General features: G+C 66.8%; 16 protein-coding genes. 13 read left to right on the top strand and 3 right to left on the bottom strand.

All coding sequences use genetic code 11. From position 1 onward, the window contains the following. Positions 1–41: 41 nt before the first annotated feature. Genes HMPREF0043_RS05595 through HMPREF0043_RS05575 form a run of 5 tightly spaced genes read left to right on the top strand, consistent with a single transcriptional unit; the run spans position 42 to position 6,736 of the window. Positions 42–1,349, top strand: coding sequence for an ABC transporter substrate-binding protein (locus HMPREF0043_RS05595; protein ID WP_021601961.1), 1,308 nt, complete (start codon positions 42–44; stop codon positions 1,347–1,349). 12 nt (positions 1,350–1,361) lie between these two features. Continuing rightward, positions 1,362–2,459 carry a carbohydrate ABC transporter permease gene (locus HMPREF0043_RS05590; RefSeq protein ID WP_021601960.1) on the top strand — a complete coding sequence of 366 codons (1,098 nt, stop codon included), beginning with the start codon at positions 1,362–1,364 and terminating at the stop codon, positions 2,457–2,459. Continuing rightward, entirely contained in the window at positions 2,456–3,415 is a 960-nt protein-coding gene (locus tag HMPREF0043_RS05585; protein WP_021601959.1) for a carbohydrate ABC transporter permease, read from the top strand. The genes HMPREF0043_RS05590 and HMPREF0043_RS05585 overlap by 4 nt, the downstream gene beginning before the upstream one ends. A gap of 4 nt (positions 3,416–3,419) precedes the next feature. Beyond that, entirely contained in the window at positions 3,420–4,511 is a 1,092-nt protein-coding gene (locus HMPREF0043_RS05580; RefSeq protein WP_021601958.1) for an SIS domain-containing protein, read from the top strand. Further along, positions 4,502–6,736: a cellulase family glycosylhydrolase gene (locus HMPREF0043_RS05575; RefSeq protein WP_198010287.1), complete on the top strand. Its 2,235-nt coding sequence runs from the start codon at positions 4,502–4,504 to the stop codon at positions 6,734–6,736. Before HMPREF0043_RS05580 ends, HMPREF0043_RS05575 begins: the two co-directional genes overlap by 10 nt. A 786-nt stretch (positions 6,737–7,522) precedes the next feature. On the opposite strand, the gene HMPREF0043_RS05570 is transcribed toward HMPREF0043_RS05575, so the two are convergent. Beyond that, positions 7,523–8,494, bottom strand: a complete 972-nt coding sequence (locus tag HMPREF0043_RS05570; protein WP_021601954.1) for an aldo/keto reductase — start codon at positions 8,492–8,494, stop codon at positions 7,523–7,525. Between the two features lie 203 nt (positions 8,495–8,697). Between HMPREF0043_RS05570 and HMPREF0043_RS05565 the strand changes: the two genes are divergently transcribed. Next, complete coding sequence (locus HMPREF0043_RS05565; protein ID WP_021601952.1) at positions 8,698–9,480, top strand: TetR/AcrR family transcriptional regulator; 783 nt, start codon at positions 8,698–8,700, stop codon at positions 9,478–9,480. 79 nt (positions 9,481–9,559) lie between these two features. Here HMPREF0043_RS05565 and HMPREF0043_RS05560 read toward each other — a convergent pair whose 3' ends face one another. Beyond that, the gene (locus HMPREF0043_RS05560) at positions 9,560–10,807 is read right to left on the bottom strand and encodes an MFS transporter (protein ID WP_021601951.1); all 1,248 of its coding nucleotides are present in this window, start codon (positions 10,805–10,807) and stop codon (positions 9,560–9,562) included. Between the two features lie 188 nt (positions 10,808–10,995). Beyond that, positions 10,996–11,808, bottom strand: a complete 813-nt coding sequence (locus HMPREF0043_RS05555; protein WP_021601950.1) for an exodeoxyribonuclease III — start codon at positions 11,806–11,808, stop codon at positions 10,996–10,998. Positions 11,809–12,002: 194 nt separating this feature from the next. On the opposite strand from HMPREF0043_RS05555, the gene HMPREF0043_RS05550 reads away from it, so the two are divergent. The 7 genes from HMPREF0043_RS05550 to HMPREF0043_RS05520 all read left to right on the top strand — a co-directional run bounded on the left by HMPREF0043_RS05550 (position 12,003) and on the right by HMPREF0043_RS05520 (position 20,610). Then, the gene (locus tag HMPREF0043_RS05550; RefSeq protein WP_021601949.1) at positions 12,003–12,770 is read left to right on the top strand and encodes an SDR family NAD(P)-dependent oxidoreductase; all 768 of its coding nucleotides are present in this window, start codon (positions 12,003–12,005) and stop codon (positions 12,768–12,770) included. A 191-nt stretch (positions 12,771–12,961) separates the two neighbouring features. Further along, complete coding sequence (gene pyrE, locus HMPREF0043_RS05545; RefSeq protein WP_021601948.1) at positions 12,962–13,543, top strand: orotate phosphoribosyltransferase; 582 nt, start codon at positions 12,962–12,964, stop codon at positions 13,541–13,543. Between the two features lie 70 nt (positions 13,544–13,613). Next, complete coding sequence (locus tag HMPREF0043_RS05540) at positions 13,614–14,381, top strand: LemA family protein (RefSeq protein WP_021601947.1); 768 nt, start codon at positions 13,614–13,616, stop codon at positions 14,379–14,381. 107 nt (positions 14,382–14,488) lie between these two features. Beyond that, positions 14,489–15,097 carry a TrmH family RNA methyltransferase gene (locus HMPREF0043_RS05535; protein WP_021601946.1) on the top strand — a complete coding sequence of 203 codons (609 nt, stop codon included), beginning with the start codon at positions 14,489–14,491 and terminating at the stop codon, positions 15,095–15,097. Positions 15,098–15,175: 78 nt separating this feature from the next. Then, positions 15,176–15,388: a hypothetical protein gene (locus HMPREF0043_RS05530; RefSeq protein WP_156897527.1), complete on the top strand. Its 213-nt coding sequence runs from the start codon at positions 15,176–15,178 to the stop codon at positions 15,386–15,388. Positions 15,389–15,603: 215 nt separating this feature from the next. After that, positions 15,604–16,632, top strand: coding sequence for a class II fructose-bisphosphate aldolase (gene fbaA, locus HMPREF0043_RS05525; protein ID WP_040317929.1), 1,029 nt, complete (start codon positions 15,604–15,606; stop codon positions 16,630–16,632). Positions 16,633–17,055: 423 nt separating this feature from the next. Continuing rightward, positions 17,056–20,610, top strand: coding sequence for a DUF5979 domain-containing protein (locus HMPREF0043_RS05520; RefSeq protein ID WP_051317458.1), 3,555 nt, complete (start codon positions 17,056–17,058; stop codon positions 20,608–20,610). Positions 20,611–20,745: the final 135 nt, after the last annotated feature.

The following is a 20,745-nucleotide window of genomic DNA, read 5'->3' as shown; positions in this document are numbered from 1 at the left end:
CTTTTCTCCCACGAAACAACCCCTCGCACATCGGAGTGACCATGAGGAAACACAGCACATACAGAAAATTCGCGACCTTGGGCCTCGCCGCGGCCAGCTGCGTGGGCTCAGTCGGCCTGGCGTCCTGCTCGTCGGACGGCAAGGACTCCGGCGCGTCGAAGAAGATCGTCGTCTGGGACTACTACGGTTCCAGCACCCCGATCAAGCCGGCCCTGGAGCGGTATAAGAAGGCCCACCCGGACATCAAGGTGGACTACCAGGAGTACGACTACGACACCTTCCAGGACAAGCTGAACGTCGCGGCATCCTCGGGTTCGGGGCCGGACCTGGCCACCATCGACATGGCGTGGGTTCCGACCTACGCGTCTCAGGGCGTGCTCTCCGACATCTCCGAGATCTCGAAGAACAAGCTCAACGGCAAGTCGATCGACAGCCAGTACTCCAAAGGCGCCCTGAAGGCCATGACCTACGAGGGCCACAAGGTGGTCCTCAGCTACGACTTCGACGTCTACTCGCTCTACTACCGCGCCGACATCCTCAAGGCGAAGGGTCTGGAAGTCCCCAAGACGTGGGAGGATCTGCTCAAGGTCTCCAAGGCGATGGCCCAGGACACCAACGGCGACGGCAAGGTCGACAAGTACGGATTCCAGGTCCGGCCCGACACCTTCCAGTATTCGCAGTTCCTCTTCCAGAACGGCGGCTCGATCGTCGACAAGTCGGGTAAGAAGGCCGCGTTCTCCTCCACGGCCGGCGTCGAGGCTCTAAAGTACATGCAGGACCTCATGAAGAACGGCGGAGTCATGTGGGACCCCTCCCAGGGTGATTCCACCGGGCTCCCGGGCATAGCCGACGAGCGCATCGGAATGTTCCTCAACGGCCCCTACCTGATGGGAGTCCTCAAGACGGGTGTGCCGAACCAGGCCGGCAAGTGGGCCGTGGCCCCGGCTCCCTTCGCCAAGAAACAGGGCAGCTACCTCGGCGGAACCGCGCTCGCCATTCCCACGGGCGCCAAGAACACGAACGGGGCGTGGGACCTCATGCAGTTCCTGCTCAAGCCCGAGCAGCAGGAGCTCGTGTACACGAAGGCCGGAGCGGCTCCCGCCACGACGGCCGCGCTCAAGTCGAAGACTCTGACCGCCCCCGACTCCTTCTTCTACCAGAATCAGGCGCCCTTCTCGATATTCGAGGAGGCTCTGAAGACGGCCACCCCCTTCCCCTACGTCTCCGGCTGGCCGGAGATCGACAAGGCGATGACGGACGCCGTCACGGCGGCGCTGCGCGGCAAGAAGACGCCCGAACAGGCCTTGAAGGACGCCGCCAAGACGTCCGACAAGGCGCTCAAGAAATAAGGCTCTCGTGAGATGAAATCCTCTGATAATGAGGCGGAACTGGCCGCGGTCTCCAAACAGAACACCCCCCGCCCGGAGACCGCGGCCAGCCCGGAGACGACGCGCCGCGGGCCGGCCGACCCGTACCGGGACGGGCAGGGGCCGGAAAGCCCAAGTCCCGATGGCGCGGTCCCCGAACCCGGCGGCGAAGAGCTCGGACCCGGCAGGCCTGCGCGCGGCGACCGCCGGGCGAAGCCGAGGCGCCGGCCCGCGGTTTCGCGGCGGGCTCAGGATCGTGCGGGGCTGGCCCTGGTGGCGCCCGCCCTCATCCTGACGACCATCTTCTTCTTCATCCCGATGGTCCTCTCCCTGTGGTGGAGCTTCACGAAGTACAACGGCAACCGCCCGCCCCAGTACGTCGGATTGAAGAACTACGCCGACCTGATGAGCGACCCGACATTCACGGCGGCGGCCAGCAACACCGCCGTCTTCGCGATCGTCACCATGACGATCGGGCCGTTCCTCGGACTCGTCTCGGCCCTCCTGCTCAACAGGGCCCGTGCCTTCCAGGCGTTCTTCCGGTCGGCCTTCTTCCTGCCCGTGACCATGTCGCTCGTAGTCGTGGCGTCGATGTGGAAGATGATCCTCAACGACGCGGGCCTGCTCAACAAGTTCCTGGAGTTCTTCGGGATCCCCGGCCACGACTGGCTCGCCGACCCCTCGACGTCCCTCATGTCGGTCTCCATGGCGAGCATCTGGCAGGGCTTCGGCTTCGAGACGGTGATCTTCCTCGCCGCGCTCCAGAGCATCCCCCGCGAGCACTACGAGGCGGCGGCCGTCGACGGCGCCGGACCGCTGCGCACCTTCATGGCGGTCACGCTTCCGGCCCTGCGCCCCACGCTCCTCTTCGTCTACGTCATGGGGACCATCGGGGCTTTCCAGGTCTTCGACCAGATCTACGTCATGACCCAGGGCGGGCCGACGTCGTCGACGACGACCCTGGTGTACTACATCGTCGAACGCTTCCATTCCTTCGACTTGGGGAAGGCATCGGCGGCCGCCTACCTGCTGGCCGCCTTCCTGGCCGTCGCCTCAGCGATCCAGATGAAGATTGAAAGGAGAGGCGCATGACCGCCACGGTCGACGCTCACCGCTCGCCGTCTGCGAAGGGGCGGGGCGAGCCGGCCGCCTCCATCGGCGGGTCGAAGCCCGCGAGGCCGCGTGCGGCGAGGAGGCGGAGCACCCTACGAGCCCGCAGGAGACGGCACCAGGTGCTCACCTACACGGCGCTGGTGGTCTTCAGCCTGGCCATGGCCATCCCGTGGCTGTGGACGCTCAACTCGTCGTTCAAGCGGCCCGAGGACGTCTTCGACCCCGACAAAGCGCTGCCCGACCCGGCGACGCTGCAGGCATACAACCGGATCTTCTCCGAAGCCCCCTTCGCCAGGTACTTCGTCAACTCCGTCATCGTCTCCCTGAGCATCGTCATCCTCAACGTCGTCTTGGACTCCTGCGCGGCCTATGCCTTCGCCAAGCTGCGCTTCCCCGGCAGGTCGCTGATCTTCGGGGCGCTCATGGTGACGATGATGATCCCCATGCAGGTCAACCTGATCCCGCAGTACCGGATCATGGTATGGCTCCACCAACACATCCCCTTCCTGGGGTTGGACACGCTGTCGGGGATCATCGCGCCCGGGGCGGTACAGGTCTTCGGCATCTTCCTCATGCGCCAGTTCTTCGCGTCCATTCCCGACAGCATGCTCGAAGCCGCCCGGCTGGACGGGGCGAGCGAGTTCCAGATCCTGCGGAAGGTGGTCCTGCCGCTGGCGGCGCCGGGGATCGCCACGCTGACGATCTTCACCTTCCTCGGCGCCTGGAACGACTTCCTGTGGCCCATGCTCGTCTCCAGCTCGGAGTCCACCCGCACGCTGCCGGTGGGCCTGGCCCTGCTGGCCCGGAAGAACACGGTCGACTGGCCGGGGACGATGGCCGGAGCCGTCGTCACGGCCCTGCCCATGGTGCTCGTCTTCCTCGTGGCCCAACGCAAATTCATCGAAGGCCTCACGGCCGGATCGACGAAAGGATAAATTCATGGTCTCACGCGACAATCCCGGCGACTCCGCAGAACGCGACATCTTCCTGAGGGAGATATGCGAATCGCCCGACACCCTTCTCCATTCGGCCGAGGCCCTGGCAGCGCAGGCAGACGCCCTGGCCGGGATCCGCTCCACCCTGGAAGGCCGCCGAGTGACGCTCACGGGGATGGGAAGCTCCGCCGACGCCGTCACCGGCCTGGCCAGCATCCTCGGACGCCGCGGAATGGACTGCCCGAACATCCACACCGCCGAGCTCCTCCACTACCGCATGGACGCCCTGGGCCCCGGCGCCGCCGTCGTCGCCGTCAGCCAGTCGGGTCTGAGCATCGAAGCCGTGAAGATGACGGCGAAACTCCGGCAGAAGGGCGGCATCCCCCTGATGGCCGTGACCAACGCCCCGGACAGCCCCCTGGCGGAGGCCGCCGACGTCTCCCTCGACATCGCCGCCGGGGACGAGCAGGGCCCCTCCAGCAAGACCTACGTGGCGACCATGCTGCTCATGCACGTCCTGGCCGAGGTGATCGGCACCGACAAGCCGATCGACACCGTCGTGGAACAGTCTCGCGGCCACGCCGAGCAGGCGGCCGGCGCCCTGAGGGAGTGGCTGAAGGACGCCGAAGGCCTCGGGCAGGCCCTCGCCGATTGGATCGAGCCGGCCGACGCCCTCATGGTCCTGGGCCGCGGAGTGAGCGTCGCCCCCGCAGAGCTCAACGGCCTGGTCCTCAAGGAGTCCGCGCACGTGCCCGCCCAGAGCATGGACTCGGCCGAGTTCCGGCACGGTCCGCTCGAACTCGCGGGCCCGGGTCTGAACGCCGTGCTCATGTGCCTGGAGCCGGTTCAAGCTTCCCTCGACGCGCGCCTGCGCCAGGATCTCATCGCGCGGGGAGCTTCGGTCAAGGCCATCGGCGTCGAGGCCGCCGAGACGCCCGGCCTTCCCCTCGACTACTCCCTGCCGGGGACGGCGCCCCTCATCGACGCCGGATGCGCGGCCCTGCCGCTGCTTCTGGCCGCGTGGGCGGAGGCCTCCCGGCGCAGCGAGACTCCGGGAGTCTTCCATGTCGGCGCCAAGGTGACGACATGCGAATGAACTCCCGGCAGAAAGGCGGCCGGCCGGAGCTCGGCGGATATCACGCGCCCGCCGAATCCGGCCGGATCGCCGCCCCGGACGCCGGCGAATCAAACCCGGCCGAGGGGCCCTACACGATGGGGCGGCACTTCATGCGCCGGAAGGGCGCCGTGTACGTGCCCGTCGGAGTGCACTACGTTCCGCGCTCCGGCCCGGACTGGCCGTGGCGGGTGGACGAAGCCGAATTCGACGCGGCCTTTGCCCGCATGGCCGCCAGCGGCCTGACCTCGGCGCGCATCGACCTGCTGTGGGCGGCCGTCGAACCCGAACGCGGCGGAATGGACGAGGACCATCTGGCCGTCGTCGACCGGATATTCGACGCGGCGCGCTCCCACGGCGTCTCCCTGCACCCCACGCTCTTCGTCGGAGGCGAGGTGGGCGACGCCTACTGGGATCTGCCGTGGGCGAGCGGGGTCAACCCGCACGCCGACCCAGGCCTCATCGAAGCCCAGGCCCGCCACGCGGCCGCCCTCGCCCGGCGATGGCGCGGCAGGGAGGAGCTCATCGCGTGGGACCTCACCGACGAGCCTCCCTTCTGGATCCACTGCGCGACCACGACCGACGCCGACGCTCGGCGATGGACCGACGCCGTCACGACGGCACTGCGCGAGAACGACCCGGGCCACCTCGTCACCATCGGGACGGCCTCGCAGGAGGTGGACGGCGGTCCCTTCAGGGCCGACGTCGTGGCCGACAGGCTCGACTTCGCCTGCGTCCACCCCTACCCGATCTACTCTCCCGAGCTGTACCCGGACCGCCTCCTCTCGCGCAGGATGACGCACTCGGCGGCCTTCGAGACGGCTCTGGCCAGGGGGACGGGCCGGCCCGTCATGGTCCACGAGTTCGGGGCGTCCAGCGCCCAATTCGCCCCCGAGGCGGTCGCCGACTACGACCGGCTCATGTGCTGGTCGAGCTTCGGGGCCGGAGCCGTCGGCTTCTACGCCTGGTGCTGGATCGACGCCGAACCCGGCGCCTACCGCCGGGCGCCCTACGTGCGGATGCCCCACGAAACCCAGTTCGGGCTCGTGGACGCCGACAGCCGGCCTCGCCCGCGAGCCGCCGTCCTCACCGGGCTCGCCCACGCCATGCAGGACCTGGACCTGGACGGGTTGGCCGGCGACGGGCCGTGGTGCCCCGCGTCCATCCCCGTTCCCTACGAGTACTCGCGACCCTACGATCGGGCCTCCTACGGCCTGGACGACGCACCGGCGGGCCCCTACGTCCCCTCGGAGGCGGCCTGGGAGCCCGAACGCGACGTCAAACCGCTCGTCCGGGGCTGGCTGAACTCCTACGTCCTGGCCTCGCGGGCCGGGCTTCCCGCCCAGTTCCCGCGCGAAGGCCTGGACGACGCCTGGCCGGCGACGCCCGTCGCCCTCCTGCCCGCGCCGCTGACCTCCACGACGTCCTCCCTGCTGCACATGCGGACGTCCTTCTGGCAGGGCGCCCTCGACTACGCCGAGCGAGGCGGAGTGATCTACCTCTCGTGCTCGGCGGAGACCGCCATCCCCGAACTCGCCTCCTTCGCGGGGGTCGAGATCGTGGACCGGGCACCGGTCGAGGGGGATGTGCGCCTCATGCTCACGGGCGCGGTCGGGGGGATGGACCCGGGGCAGACCCTGACCGTCGCGGGAGCGGAAGCGGCAGCTCGGGCGGGAGCCGCCGCGGACCTGCACCTGAGAGGCGTCCAGTTGCGCGCCACGGACGCGCAGGTGCTCGCCGTCACCTCCCGGGGTGCGCCCGCCCTGACTCTGGCACGCCGGGGGAAGGGCGCCGTGATCGTGTGCGCCTATCCGATCGAGCTGTTGGCCGCCGAAGTCCCCGACGGTCTGGGCGACGACGACCCCGTGTGGGCGATCTACCGCCTGGTCCGCGACACGGCGGGCGTCCGCCCCGCCGTCGACCTGGATTCCTCGCTCCTGACCCGGGGGATCCTCACCGGCGAGGCGGGCGGGATCCTCGTGGCCACGAACCACAGCGCGGGGGATCTCACCCTGCCGCTGCGCGCCGACGCCGAGGTCAACGGCCTCCGGGTGAGGATCGTGGACTCCGCGGCCGAAGAGCGGCCCGGCGCGGCGGCCCCGCAGGCCGCCGCAACCGCCGGCGACGACGTCCACCTCCCCCGAGGCGGAGCCGCAATCGTCACATGGAAGCGGGCGGCCGCACACGGGGGCGGCCGCAGGTCGTAGAGTGGAGGCAGGCGCCTGGTTCCCCGCAAGGGGAAAGCGGGGGACCAGGCGCCTCCTCTCGCTTCCGCGCAAGCACGATGGAGGAAAATGGGGCATTGGATCCGGTATAAGGTCCGGGACACGACATACGAACATGAGAACCCTCATTTTGATCCCAATTTTGGAATACAATGAGAACTATTCTTCTTGTTTTCGCGAGTAAGATAAGAAGAATAACGATAATGTATTATTGTTACATGTTTTCTTATGTCATTGTGTTGATGTATATGTCTTATAATGAATGAATAGATATTTATATACATAGCAATGGCGGTATGTGAATAACTTAATTAAAATAAATTCAAAGAAAGGCATATAAATGCGTAAAGTACGTGTACTTTCATTTACGATTGTGTTGTCAATATTTTCTTTAATATTTCCTAATACTGTATTTGCATCAAATAATGTATCGATGAATGAAGAAAGACCTTTAAAAATTATTCAAAATAGTTTGAATAATCAAAATATTAACGAAGGCAGACATTGTAGACCGCCTTTTCATAGAAAGCCGGGTTGTAAAAGCAGGACTCCAAGAGCGAAACTCCCTTCTGTACTCATGTGTCGTGCTGGAAAAACTTTGCTTGCAGTCATGACTACATCAGGGATGAAGTATTTCTCTATTCCTTCTGCGATTCTTCTGGTGCATTTGCCCGCGTGCTCTTAAATAGCGTCAAATGTAAACTTTTGTAGAAGGTGGAAAGATCACATAGTTTTTCCACCTTCTACAAGCACCGCGGCCGGCGGCGCCTATGCGAACGGCGCGGACGCCGCGTCCAGGGCCGCCACCTGTTCGGCGCCGAGCTCCAGGTCGAGCGCGGCGAACAGGGCGACCAGCTGGGACGGCACCCTCGCGGAGGCCACGGGCGATCCCACGCCCTTGGCCAGCTGCCAGGCGATCGCCACGCTGGCCGGGCTCGCCCCGGCAGCGCCGGCCACGTCGGCGAGGGCGTCGACCACGGCCAGGCCCTCAGGCGTCAGATATCGCTGCGCAGCCTCGCCGCGCGCCGCATTGGCCGCGATGTCCCCGGCCGACCTGTACTTGCCGGTCAGGAAGCCGGACGCCAGGGCGTAGTAGCTCTCGGTGACCATGCCGAACCGGGCCGCCAGCGGCATGTACTCGCCCTCGAAGGCCTTGCGCTCGACCAGGTTGTAGTGCTGCTGGAGGATCGCCGGCGCGGCCAGCGAATGCTCGCGGGCGTAGTCCGCCCACTCGCGCATGCGCTCGGCCGTCAGGTTCGACAGCCCGACCGCCCGCGCCTTTCCCGCGTCCACGAGGGCGGAGAAGGCCTCGGCCATGGCGGAGACCGGTTGGGAGTCGTCGTCGAAGTGCGCGAAGTAGAGGTCCACGTGGTCGAGGCCCAGGCGCTTCAGCGAGGCGTCGCAGGCTGCGGCGACGTTCTCGGGGGAGAGCCCTCGGAATTCGGGGTGCACGCCGACTTTGGTGGCGATCACGACCTCGTCGCGGCCCGGCCCGGACGTCCGGGCTCGCGCGGCGAGCCATCGCCCGAGGATCTTCTCCGACTCCCCGCCGGAGTTCCCCGGCGCCCATGCGGAGTACACGTCGGCGGTGTCCACCGAGTTCCCGCCGGCCGCGACGTAGGCGTCGAGCACTTCGAAGGACTCCTCGGGGCCCGACGTCCAGCCGAAGGTGTTGCCGCCGAGCGTCAGGCGCGCGATCTCCACGCCGGTCGCGCCCAGCGCGATCTTGCCGTTGTCCATTGATTACGCTCCTTATACGAATGCCAGGATGTCGTCCTGACGGTCCTCATGCCGTTTTCCTCGAGGATACCGAGCGCATCGGGGATGTCCACGGGAATCCCCGATGAGTCGGCTGGGTGCGGAACACGGCGCCGGTGTCCGGGGAGGGGGTTAGGCGGTGTGGGAGAATCGGAATCGCGCTTCAAGGAGTACAGGAGTCGAAAGTGACCAGTGGGAAGGCAAGCGGGGAGAATTCGCTCGCAGCGGAGGTGTTCGCGGGCCTGGTCGATCCGGCCGCCCAGAGAGCGCCGGTGCGCGCCGATGCGTCGGTCGGCCGTCCCCGCGATCCGGGGATCGAGGAGCGCGCCTTGCGAACCGCGCTGGAGGTTTACTCTCGGCTCGGGTGGGCGGGCTTCTCCATCGGCAAGGTCGCGAGCTGGGCCCATATGGGCAAGTCGTCTCTCTATCTGCGATGGCCGACGAAGGAAGCCATGCTCCTGGACGCCTTCAACGCCACTGACGCCTTCTTCCAGCGCCGGGAGCTCGAACTCGGCGACGTCCCCTACGTCGAACGCATATCCCACATCGTCGAATCGCGGATGAGCACGTATTTCACGCCCGTGGGGCTGGCCGTCATCCGCCTCAACCTCGAGAACCAGACGGTCCCCGAAGCCGTCGGCGACGTGTGGGCCAAATCGGCGGGACGGGCGGTTCTCCGCACCCGCAAACTCATCCGGATGGGCATCGACGACGGCGACCTCCGCCCCCAGACGAACCTCGTCCAGCTCTGCGACGCCTTGGAGGGCGGGATGACGGTGCACGTGCTCGCTACGCCGCCCGAGTTGCGGGAGAGAGCGGTGGCGCGTCTGGGCGCCTACTCCAAGGAATTCGTGGCCGGCACCCTCGGGCCGTGGCTGACTCCCAAGGCCGTCGAGGCGGTGCGCGACTACGGCTCCGAGCGCTCGAAGGCGATCCTCGCCCTCGTCGACGACTTCCGGGAGGGCTGACGGGGCGCCGGTGCCGAGCATCGGGGAGAGGCTGATGCCGAATGGGGCCGGGTGCCGGCTGACGGTCGAATGCCGAGCGTCATGCGCCGGCGGATGTGCGGGGTCCCCGTCTCGCGGCTCCGTGCTTCTGCGATATGGAGTCCATGTAAGCGGACCATTGGGCGCTGTCGGGGATGTCCCGCAGGATCGGAATGAGCAGAATGAACAGGGCGGGAATCGCCATCATCAAGGCGGCCAGCATGCTCCCCCTGCCTGCCCAGGCTCCCACCGCGACGGCGGCCAGGCCCGGTGCCAGCACGTTCGGGGTGGTGTTGAGGGCCGTCATGGTTGACAGCACGCGCCCCTGGAGGTCGTCGGGAACGTAGGCGATCAAGAAGGAGACGAAGGGATTGATGAGCGGAGCGATGGCTGTGAAGGCCACGGCCAGAACGGTGCGCGGCTGCCATCCGGACATCAGTCCGATTCCTGCGACGATTACCGTTTCGACGCACAGTATCCCCATGGTCATTCGACCCACTGGAGCGTGGACGCGTTTGAGGAACACCGGCAGAAGCAGAACGGAGCCGAGGATTCCGCCGATCCCGAAGGCGGTGGGAAACGCGGAGATGATCCACGCGGGCGAGCCGTCGTGCGCCATGGAGTAGACCACGGCCTCCAGCAGAAAGGCCGGGCCCAAGCCTACGGACAGCATGATGGCCGCATAAGCGAGAAGCACTCGGTCCCGGCATATCGCTAGGATCCCGCCGAAGGCGAAACTCGGGGCGCTCACGTGCCCGTGTTCGCGGGGGCCCATCTGGGGGTCGCGCCACAGCCGGACGAGCAGGAGGATGCAGGCGCATTCCCCCGCTGCGGCGGCGACGAAGGGGGCCGTGGTGTGCACCCCGAGCAGACCACCGCCCATGGCCGGCCCCAGGATCGTCACCAAATAGGCGCGGGCTTGCCGGTCCTGCCCCGCCTGCGCCAAGTCGTCCGTGTCCACGATGGCGCGAATCGAGGCGCCTTCGACCGCGGACGCGGCGGAACCGGCGAATCCGGCGATCAGCACCGACCCGGCCCACAGCCACACGGTGGAGACGCCGTTGGCCGCGGTCAACGAGACTCCCGCCCAACTCACCCCCGACGCGGCCCCGGAGATCAGAAGGATGAGGCGGCGCGAATAGGCGTCGGCGAGGACGCCGCCCACTAGAGTCCCGCACAAGTTCCCTATGGTGTTCGTCGTGGTCAGGAAGGCCGTCTGCACCAAGTTGTGGGTGGCGTATATGTACGCCACGGGAAGTGAGAAACTGGCGCAGCCGACACTGGCGGAGCTTATGGTGAAGGCGAGCATAAGCGTGCGGAAAGTGGGATTCGATCGCAGCAAGCCCATTCTTCACCGCCGCTCTTCTATGGATTCCGTCTGGTGGCATGCGAGAAATCGGATGACGCGATGAGCCTACTTCCTCTGGTGACTGAGGGCAAGGAATCGCTGGAATTCTCACTCGACAGGCGCGGACGGCTCTAAGCTGCGGCTTTCGATCAATCCTCCATGTCGATGATCACGGGGACGTGGTCCGAGGCGCCCTTTCCTTTGCGCTCGTTGCGGTCGATGTGGGCGCCGGTGACCCGCGAGGCGAGCTTCGGAGCCGCCCAGGCGAAGTCGATGCGCATGCCGTGGTTCTTCGGGAAGCGGAGCCGCTGGTAGTCCCAGAACGTGTAGGGCGCCTCTTCCGCTTGACGCGTGACCTCGACGAACCCCGCCTCGCCGAAGGCCTGGAAGGCTCGGCGCTCCGGGCCGCTCGCGTACAGCCCGTCCCTGAAGAGCTCGGGGTCCCATACGTCGCCGTCCTCGGGGATCACGTTCCAGTCTCCGGCTAGGAGCAGTTGGGTGCCCGGGTCTGCGGCGAGCGCCGAGGCGGCTTCCTCCCTCAGGCGCGCCAGGAAGTCGAGCTTGTACCGGTAGTGGGGGTCGTCCACGGACCGGCCGTTGGGAACGTACAGGCTCCACACTCGCACGCCCGCGCACGTGGCCGCGATGGCCCGGGCCTCCAGCCGGGGAGCGGCCAGGAGGGCGCCGTCGTCGTGCTCCTTGGCGAAGGCGGGCTGGCCGTCGAATCCGACGGCCAGGTCCTCGATCCCCACCCGGGAGACGATCGCCACGCCGTTCCACTGATCCAGTCCGTGCGCGGCGACCTCGTATCCGGCGTCCCGGAAGCTTTCGACGGGGAATTGCTCGGGCCTGCATTTCGTCTCCTGGAGGAGCAGCACGTCCAGGTTCCAGCGGCCCAGCACGCCGACGGCCCGCTCGGTGCGCGCCCTGACGGAATTGATGTTCCACGTCGCGATACGCATGATTCCAGCCTACCGCGGCCTACCCGCGCCGCAGGGGCCCGCCGGCAGCCGGAGCGCTCACGGCCCCAGGAGTGGTTGCGGTGACTCACTGCCATCGCCCCGGCGCCCTCCGGTCCCGTCGGCCCCGCATGCGCGGCCTGTCCGACACCCGGTCGGAAACCGGCAGCAGACGCGGCTGCGGTTAGGCTTGAAGCATGGGAAGCGCACTCATCACGGGGGCGAGCTCGGGCATCGGCCTGGAGATCGCCTGGCACCTGGCGGCCGAACGCAACGACCTCGTCCTCGTCGCACGCGACGCCGCACGGCTCGAGGAGACAGCTGAAAGGATGCGGCAGGTCGCCGGAGTACGGACCGAGGCACTGGCCGCCGACCTGTCCACGACGGAGGGCGTCGAGGCCGTCTGCACGCGCCTTCGCAGCCAGACGCGCCCCATCGGACTGCTGGTCAACAACGCGGGCTTCGGCCTGGGCCAGGACTTCGTGGGAGGCTCGGTCGAACGCGAACTCGAGGCGCTCGACGTCATGGTCAGGGCCGTCCTCATGACGTGCCATGCGGCCGCCCCCGGCATGGTCATGCGCGGGGGAGGGGGGATCCTCAACGTCGCCTCGATGTCGGCGCTCACCGCGCAGGGCACCTACTCCGCCCACAAGGCCTGGGTCCGCACTTTCTCCGAGGGCCTGGCCGCCGAGCTCAGGGGTACGGGAGTCAACGTCACCGCCGTGTGCCCGGGGCTGGTCCACACGCGATTCCACGAAAGGGTTGACGTCGACGCCGGACAGTGGCCCGCGGCCGCCTTCATCCCCCCGAACGTCGTCGCCGAAGAGGCCGTCGAAGGCGTGCGCCGCGGCCGGGTGATCGTCACGCCCGGCTTACGCTACCGCGCGCTGGCGGGCGTCCTTCGCCTCTCCCCGCGCTCGCTCATCCGAAGGATCGCCGGACCGGGGATATCGGGGCGGGGATGAGCACGCCTAGCGGTGCCTCTCCGCACCGGATGCAGGGTCCTCAACAGGATCCGCCATCGGATCCGCAGGGCTTCAGCGGAGGGTTTGAGCCTGCGCTGGCCGCGGCGGAGGGATCGGCGCGGCGGAGGGAAAGGCCAACTCTCCCCATCGCGTCTGGCGAGCTCGCCCATCGGTGCCGCTAGGCTGGGAGGGTGAACGATTCACTGCGAAGGCGGCTCGTCGAGCTCGTCGACACCCTGGCCGTCCAGCGGGGCGCTTTCACGCTGGCCTCCGGCCGGACATCGGATTACTACATCGACATGCGCCGGGCCACGCTCCACCACGAGGCGGGTCCGCTCATCGGGCACGTCATGCTCGACATGCTCGAAGAGGCCGGGCTCGGAGCGGGCGTCGTCGACGCCGTCGGCGGGTTGACGATGGGCGCGGATCCCGTCGCCGCCGCGATCATGCACGCCGCGGCCTCCCGTGGCCTGGACATCGACGCCTTCGTCGTCCGCAAGGAGGCGAAGGACCACGGCATGAAGCGTCGAATCGAGGGTCCGGACGTCGAGGGTCGCAGCGTCGTCGTCCTCGAGGACACGTCCACCACCGGCGGTTCGCCGATCCGGGCTCTCCACGCCGCACGCGAGGCGGGGGCGCGCGTGCTGGCGGTCGCCGTCGTCGTGGACAGAGCCACCGGCGCTCGGGAGCGCATCGAAGCGGAAGGCGTCCCCTATCACGCCGCACTCGACCTGACGGACCTGGGCCTGGCCTCCGCGGCCGGTTCGCCCTGAGGGCCGCAGGATGTTCACGCGAAAACGCCCTGAAGAAGTGAACCTGAAGAAGTGAAGGGAAGCGAGAAGAATGTCCCCCCTGACCATCGCCTTGCTCTGCACCGGCCTGCTCCTCCTCGTCATCATCCTCTGGGTGATCGTCTCCCACAACGGCTTCGTGCGTCTGCGCAACCTCGTCCAGGAGGCCTGGCGCCAGATCGACGTCGAACTCAACCGCCGTCACGACCTCATCCCCAATCTCTTGGAGACGGTCCGCGGATACATGTCCTATGAGCAGTCCACGCTGCAGGCCGTCGTCGAAGCCCGCAGGCTCGCAGAGGCGCCCGCCGCCAACCTCGCCCAGCGCGCCCGGAACGAAGACGCGCTCTCCGGGGCCCTCTCCCGTCTGATCGCCCTGTCCGAGAACTATCCGACGCTCCGCGCCGACTCCTCGTTCCTCCAGCTCCAACAGGAGCTGACCAACACCGAGGACCGCATCGCCGCCGGCCGCCGATTCTACAACTCGAATGTGCGCGATCTGAACACGAAATGCGAGAAGTTCCCCTCCTTGATCATCGCTTCGATCTTCCACTTCCGGCACGCCGAATACTTCGAGGTCCACGACGAAGCCTCCCGCGCCGTCCCCCAGGTGAGCTTCGGCGGGCAGCCCCAGCCGGGCCAGGGATCTCCGTACGGTGGGCCGACCCCCGGCCAGGCCGGCCAGCCGGCCGCCGCGTACGGGGCAGCTCCGGGCGTCCAGTACGGTCAGGCGCCGCAGAGCCCGCAGGCTCCCGGCCAGCAACCCGGCCCGGCCCCGTACGGCCAGCCCGGCCCGTCTCCGCAGGCTCCCGGCCGGTGACGGCCGACGACCCGGGTGAAGGGGGCTCCCCGCGGCGGGCCGTCCCCTCGGAGAAAGGCGGCCTGCGTTCCGGCCCGCCCGGCGACCCCTCGCTCGGGACCGCTCGGATGGGCGTCGGCGTGGGCCCGGCCCCGCAGCCCTGGCCCGACGACCCGCGCCTGGACCCCGAACTCCTGCGCGAAGGCGACCGGCGCAACGTCGTCGACCGCTACCGCTACTGGAGCGTCGAGGCCATACGCGACGACCTCGCCCCGACCCGCTCGGCCCTTCACGTGGCCATCGAGAACCTCGAGCACGACCTGAACATCGGCTCGATCGTGCGCACCGCCAACGCCTTCAACGTCGGAGGAGTGCACATCGTCGGCCGACGGCGCTGGAATCGGCGCGGAGCGCTCGTCACCGACAGATACATCGACGTCCACCACCGGCCCGGCGTCTCCGACCTCGCCGAGTGGGCGCGGGGCCACGGCTACATGATGGTCGCGGTCGACAACCCGCCCGACTCGGCGCCGCTGGAGTCCACGCGGCTGCCCGAACGGTGCGTGCTCGTCTTCGGCCAGGAATCGGCGGGCATATCCGCCGGTCTTCTCGCGGCCTGCCAGAGGGCGGTGCGCATCGAACAGTACGGTTCGACCCGCTCCATGAACGTCGCCGCAGCCGCGGCCATCGCCATGCACTGGTGGATCGTCCAGCACCGACGGCCTCCGGTGCGATGACTGCGACGAGTTGCAACCATCGGGCCATTCCGATTGGTACAATGCAGTAGGCATTGGCTTTCGAAGGAGGTGATGCCGATGAAGGACAAGGGGAAAATTCTCATCTTCACCTCGATCTCGGGTCTCATCGCGTTCTTCGCAGTGTACGGGGTTCTTGCGCTGCAAGAGATAGAGAGCGTCAAGGTGGATTCCGTCTACATCGCCGTTTTCTTCATGGGATTGACCATGAAGCTCGCGGACGTCGGAATCAAGTATTTTGCGGTCCGCCGCCGGAAAGGGGAATCGACCTAGCCGGGACCGACTGGTGTGCGCAGCTCTTTCGGGCCGGTGTGCGAGGCGGACTCTCTCCCGCACCGGCCTGGATCCGCAACCGGCCCGCCCTTCGAACGCCCTTGTGATCCAAACCTCATGGGCTGCCAATTGCGCCGGGTCCTAAGGCTATTGTATTTATCCGGTGAAATGAGAGAATAAGAGGGTCCAGGCACCTATCGCTAAGGAGATTTTTCGTGGGTATCGCAACTCCCGAAGTATACGCAGAGATGCTCAACCGCGCCAAAGAAGGCAAGTTCGCCTACCCGGCCATCAACGTGACATCCTCCCAGACTCTGAACGCCGCCCTTCGGGGCTTCACCGAAGCCGAGTCCGACGGCATCATCCAGATTTCCGTCGGCGGTGCCGAATACGCTTCCGGCCCCACCGTCAAGGACCGTGTCGCCGGCTCCCTCGCCATAGCCGCGTACGCCCGCGAAGTGGCCAAGAACTACCCCGTGACGGTGGCTCTCCACACGGACCACTGCGCCAAGCAGAACATCGACTCATGGGTCCGCCCGCTCCTGGAGCTCGAAGCCGAAGAGCACAAGGCGGGCCGCCTTCCCTTCTTCCAGTCCCACATGTGGGACGGCTCGGCCGTCCCCCTCGCCGAAAACCTCGAGATCGCCCAGGAGCTGCTCGCCCTGTCCCAGAAGGCGAACACGATCCTGGAGATCGAGATCGGCGTCGTCGGCGGCGAAGAGGACGGTGTGGTCGGCGAGATCAACGAGAAGCTCTACACCACCACCGAAGACGCCCTCAAGACCGTCGAGGCCCTCGGACTGGGCGAGAAGGGCCGCTATCTGACGGCCTTGACCTTCGGCAACGTCCACGGCGTCTACAAGCCCGGCCACGTCAAGCTCCGCCCGGAGATCCTCGGCACCATCCAGGAAGAGGTCGCCGTGAAGGTCGGCTGGAAGAACAACCGCCCCTTCGACCTCGTCATGCACGGCGGCTCCGGTTCCACGGCGGACGAGATCGCGCTCGCCGTGGCCAACGGCGTCATCAAGATGAACGTCGACACCGACACCCAGTACGCGTTCACCCGGCCCGTCGCCGATCACATGTTCCGCAACTACGACGGCGTGCTCAAGGTCGACGGCGAGGTCGGCAACAAGAAGAAGTACGACCCGCGCTCGTGGGGCAAGGAGGCCGAGGCGGGCATGGCCGCCCGCGTCCTCGAGGCCTGTCAGCGCCTCGGTTCCGTGGGCACGAAGATGAAGTAATCCTGCATCGGCCGAATGGGGTGGCGATTCGTGCGAATCGCCACCCCATCGCCATGCCTGCGGACGCATGTGCGAGCGGGCAGCCGGCGGCCTCAACGAATCTGCCGCAGCGGCAGACCGGCCCGGCCGCGACGGAATCGTCCGGTGCCGGAGGCAGGCGGGCGCAGCCCGCGCAGGCGCATCCACCCGGAACTGAAGATTGCCGCGGGCATTCGCGATCGCCGCCTCGGCGCAGTGCACGGCATGTCATGGAAGGCGGTACGCGCATCCTCCCGCGGCGTTGTCGCGCCGCAGCGTTTTGCCACGTCGACATCCCGATGGTAATCTCATCACGCTAAAACGTCGCCTCGCCGTCACGCAGCGGGGCGGCACCTTTCTTCATGGCGTACCTGCGCCATATTTCACGCGTATGAAAGGAATACTGTGACCTCCAGCGTCATTTCCGGGCGTCGCCGAGCGCCGGCCGTCATGGCCGTCCTGCTCGCCACGCTCTTTCCGCTGATCGGCTTCGTCGCTCCCGCACACGCGGCCGGCAAGGTGACCATCGCCAATCTCAAGCTCACCAAATCCGACGCCAACGGCAACGAACTGAAACCCCCGTTGTACACTCGCGACATCGCCAAGCTCACATTCGACTGGGATGCCCGCAACACCACCCTCACCTCGGGCGATTCCTTCACAGTCAAGCTCCCCAAGGTCTTCGAGAACCTCGAACACCCCCACACGAGGGAGCTCAAGGTCGACCACAACGGCACGCAGGTTGTGGTCGGCAAATGCGACCTGACCAAGAAGGACATCGTCTGCTCGTTCAACGGCAAAGTCGACGAGCTCCGCAGGCAGGGCTTCACCGGATTCCACGGCAGCGCCACCGCTCTGCTGAGCGTCACCGAGGCGATGAGCTCCGGCAAGGCCGCCGTCACCGTCGACGGCAGCACCGTCAGCGTCGACATTCCGGGCGGCGGGATAAAGCAGAGGCCGAAATCCGCGTACACGCCCGGCACTCTCGACAAGGTGGGTGGAGACATCAACTCGAAGTCGAACCTCATCTACTGGGGGATCAACTTCGGCTCGGACTACGCCGCCCAGGCGCTGAGCCAGGCGGGCAAGCCGACGAAGTTCGACGGCAAGACGCGCTCGAGCATCACGTTCACGGACGTCCTCGGACCGGGCCAGGCCTTCATCGACGATCTCCAGCACTACCAGCTGTCGATACGCTCCAGCGCCTCCGAGCCCAAGGACAGGGACATCGTCCTGACCGCGGCCACGGGCAAGGACTGGACCACCAAGTACGGCGACTTCGACCTGACCGTGACCAAGCGGGGGAACACCGCGACGATTACGGCCACCGGACCGTGGGCGCCGAATACGAACTACAGGATTTCCTACCTGACCAGGCCCACGACGCACAACGGCCTCATCCAGCCCGGCTTCAAGTACGTCAATCAGGCGACCCTCGCGGGAACCGAACGCGCAGCCAGGTTCGAGCGCTACTACTCGGACTCCTTCACCGTCGACGTCAAGATGGAAGCCGGTTTCGGAACCTTCAACGTGACCAAGCTCCTGGAGGGCGAGGGCTCCGGCAAGGTCGCCAAGGGAACGAAGTTCACCGTCAAGGTCAAGTACACGCTTCCCGGCGGAGCGACCGTGGAATCCTACAAGGGATGGAAGGCTCCGGGGGCTGTGAACGCCTCCAGGACGGGCGGCACGGTCGACTTCACCGTGGTTGCAGGGCAGAAAGCGAATTTCACGGCCGCGACCTTCCCCAAGGGAACCACGATCGAGCTGAGCGAGGACCCGGCCTCGGCGTCTCCGGCCGTGCCCGGGATCGCATGGGGCACTCCTGAGTTCAAGGTGGGTGGCCAGGTCAAGAACTCCTTCGCCGTCGAGGACCGGAAGTCGACCGCCGTCGAGCTGACCAACGCCGTGAGCCAGCAGCTCGGTACCTTCTCCGTGGTCAAGTCCGGCACCGGCGCGAACGTGACCTCCAAAGAGTTCGCCTTCGCCTACCAGTGCTCCGACGGGCAGTCCGGCAAGATCAAGGTCAAGGGCGACGGCCGGGCCGTCCAGTCCGGAGTCCAGGCCAAACTCGGAACGACGTGCAAGGTGACCGAGGACCAGGCGTCGGCCGGCGTCCCCGGCTACGATCTGAAGGCCGAAGCCGCCAAGACGGTCACGATCTCCAAGGCCGGAGGCGTCGTTCCCCTGGCGTTCGTCAACGCCTACACCCCGCAGGTCGGCGACTTCTCCATCGCCAAGTCCGTGGCGGGCAACGACGCCGGCAAGGCCCGCTCCTACGCCTTCACGTATGACTGCGGCCCGGACGGCAAGGGCAGGCTGAGCGTCCCCGGCGATGGAAAAGCCGTCAGGAGCCCCTCGCTGCGCGCCGGCGCCACGTGCGCGATCGCCGAGGAGGAGTCCTCCGCCCAGATCGCCGACCATTCCCTGAAAGCCGAGCTTTCCCAGAGCAAGGTGACGATCGCCAAAGGCTCGACCGTCACGGTCACCGCGAAGAACACCTACGCTCGCGACATGGGCAGCTTCACCGTGAGGAAAGCCGTCGTCTCCAACGGCGCCGACTTCGCCAAGGGCGTCTTCGACGTCGACTACGCGTGCACGGACGGTACGAAGGGCAGCCTCAAGGTTCCCGGGAACGGCACCCTGGTCCAGGGCCCGGCCGTGCCCGTGGGAACGTCATGCGACATCTCCGAAAGGCAGGCCTCCGCTCAGCGTGACGGCTATTCGCTGGCCACCGCCGTCGACACCCCCAAGGTGACGATCGCCAAGGGGGCGAAGACTCCGGTGACGGTGACGAACACCTACACCCGCTTGGTCGGCGGCTTCACGATCGGAAAGACCGTTGACGGCGACGGCGCCGGCCTGGCGCCCAAGGCGTTCGACTTCGCCTACGCCTGCGTCGACTCCTCGGGCGCCAAGACGATCGAGGGAACCGTGACGGTGGCGGCCGGCAAGTCGCAGTCCGTCGCCGACGTTCCGACCGGCTCCTGCACGGTGACCGAGAAGAACGCCGCCGCCAAGAACGCCAAGCACTCCACGGCGATCTCCGCCAACGGGAAGGCGGGCAAGGACGGTTCCGTCACCTTCAACGTGACCGATGGGGCGGCGATCGCCGTCAACGCGACCAACACCTACACGCTCGACCGCGGCGCCTTCTCCGTGGTGAAGAAGGCCGAGGGCCTGGAGGATTCGACCCTGAAGGCGAAGGCCTTCACGTTCGACTACGTGTGCGAATCGCACGAAGGCAAGGTCTCCGGATCCCTCACGGCTCGCGCCGACGGCTCCCCGGTCAAGGCCGGACATCGGCTGCCGTCCGGAGCGAAGTGCACCGTCAGGGAGAACGCCGCTGCCGCCCAGGTCGCGGGCTATGACCTCGCCGCTCCGCAAACTCAGACCGTGACCATCGGAGCCAAGGATTCCGTGGTCGCCCTGAGCTTCACGAACGCCTACACGCGCCACGTCGGCGACTTCGCCGTCGCCAAGAAGGTCTCGGGCGCGTCAGGCCAGGAAGGCAGGGACTTCGCCTTCGACTACGCGTGCACCAACGGTGTCAAGGGGAGCCTGATCGCCAAAGGCGACGGCGTCGCCGTCAAATCCGGCCATAGGCTTCCGGTCGGCACCCAGTGCACGGTCATGGAGAGGTCTGGATCCGCTGAACTCGCCGGCTACACCCTCAAGGCCCCCGCGGCTCAGAAGGTGACCGTCGGCGAGAAGGGCCAGATCGTCGAAGCTGATTTCGTCAACGACTACACGCTGGTGGCCAAGCCTACCCCCAAGGCTGGGGAGCCCACTCCGAAGGCGTCGACTCAGCCGTCGCAGCCGGGCGCGTCCTCCCCGTCGGCCACAGCCGAGAAGGGCGGTTCGCTGCCCCGAACGGGTGCGAGCATCATCGGTTTGGCGGCCCTCGGTCTGGGCGCGCTCGCCGCGGGTGCCGCGCTCACGGCACGGCGTCGCCGGTCGTAACCACATGAGGCTGAATTGAGGTGAGCAGCCAGAGGAGGGGAGGCGAATGCCTCCCCTCCTCGTTTCGCCGAGACTTCGCAGGCCCCTGCGGCTCTACGGCATGGGCATGGAGACAGGCGCTTGACACGCCCGCGC

This window comes from Actinobaculum sp. oral taxon 183 str. F0552 (assembly GCF_000466165.1).
Classification (GTDB): Bacteria; Actinomycetota; Actinomycetes; order Actinomycetales; family Actinomycetaceae; genus Peptidiphaga.
Note: the sequence above shows the minus strand (reverse complement) of the source record. Positions and strands in the feature narration are given on the sequence as shown.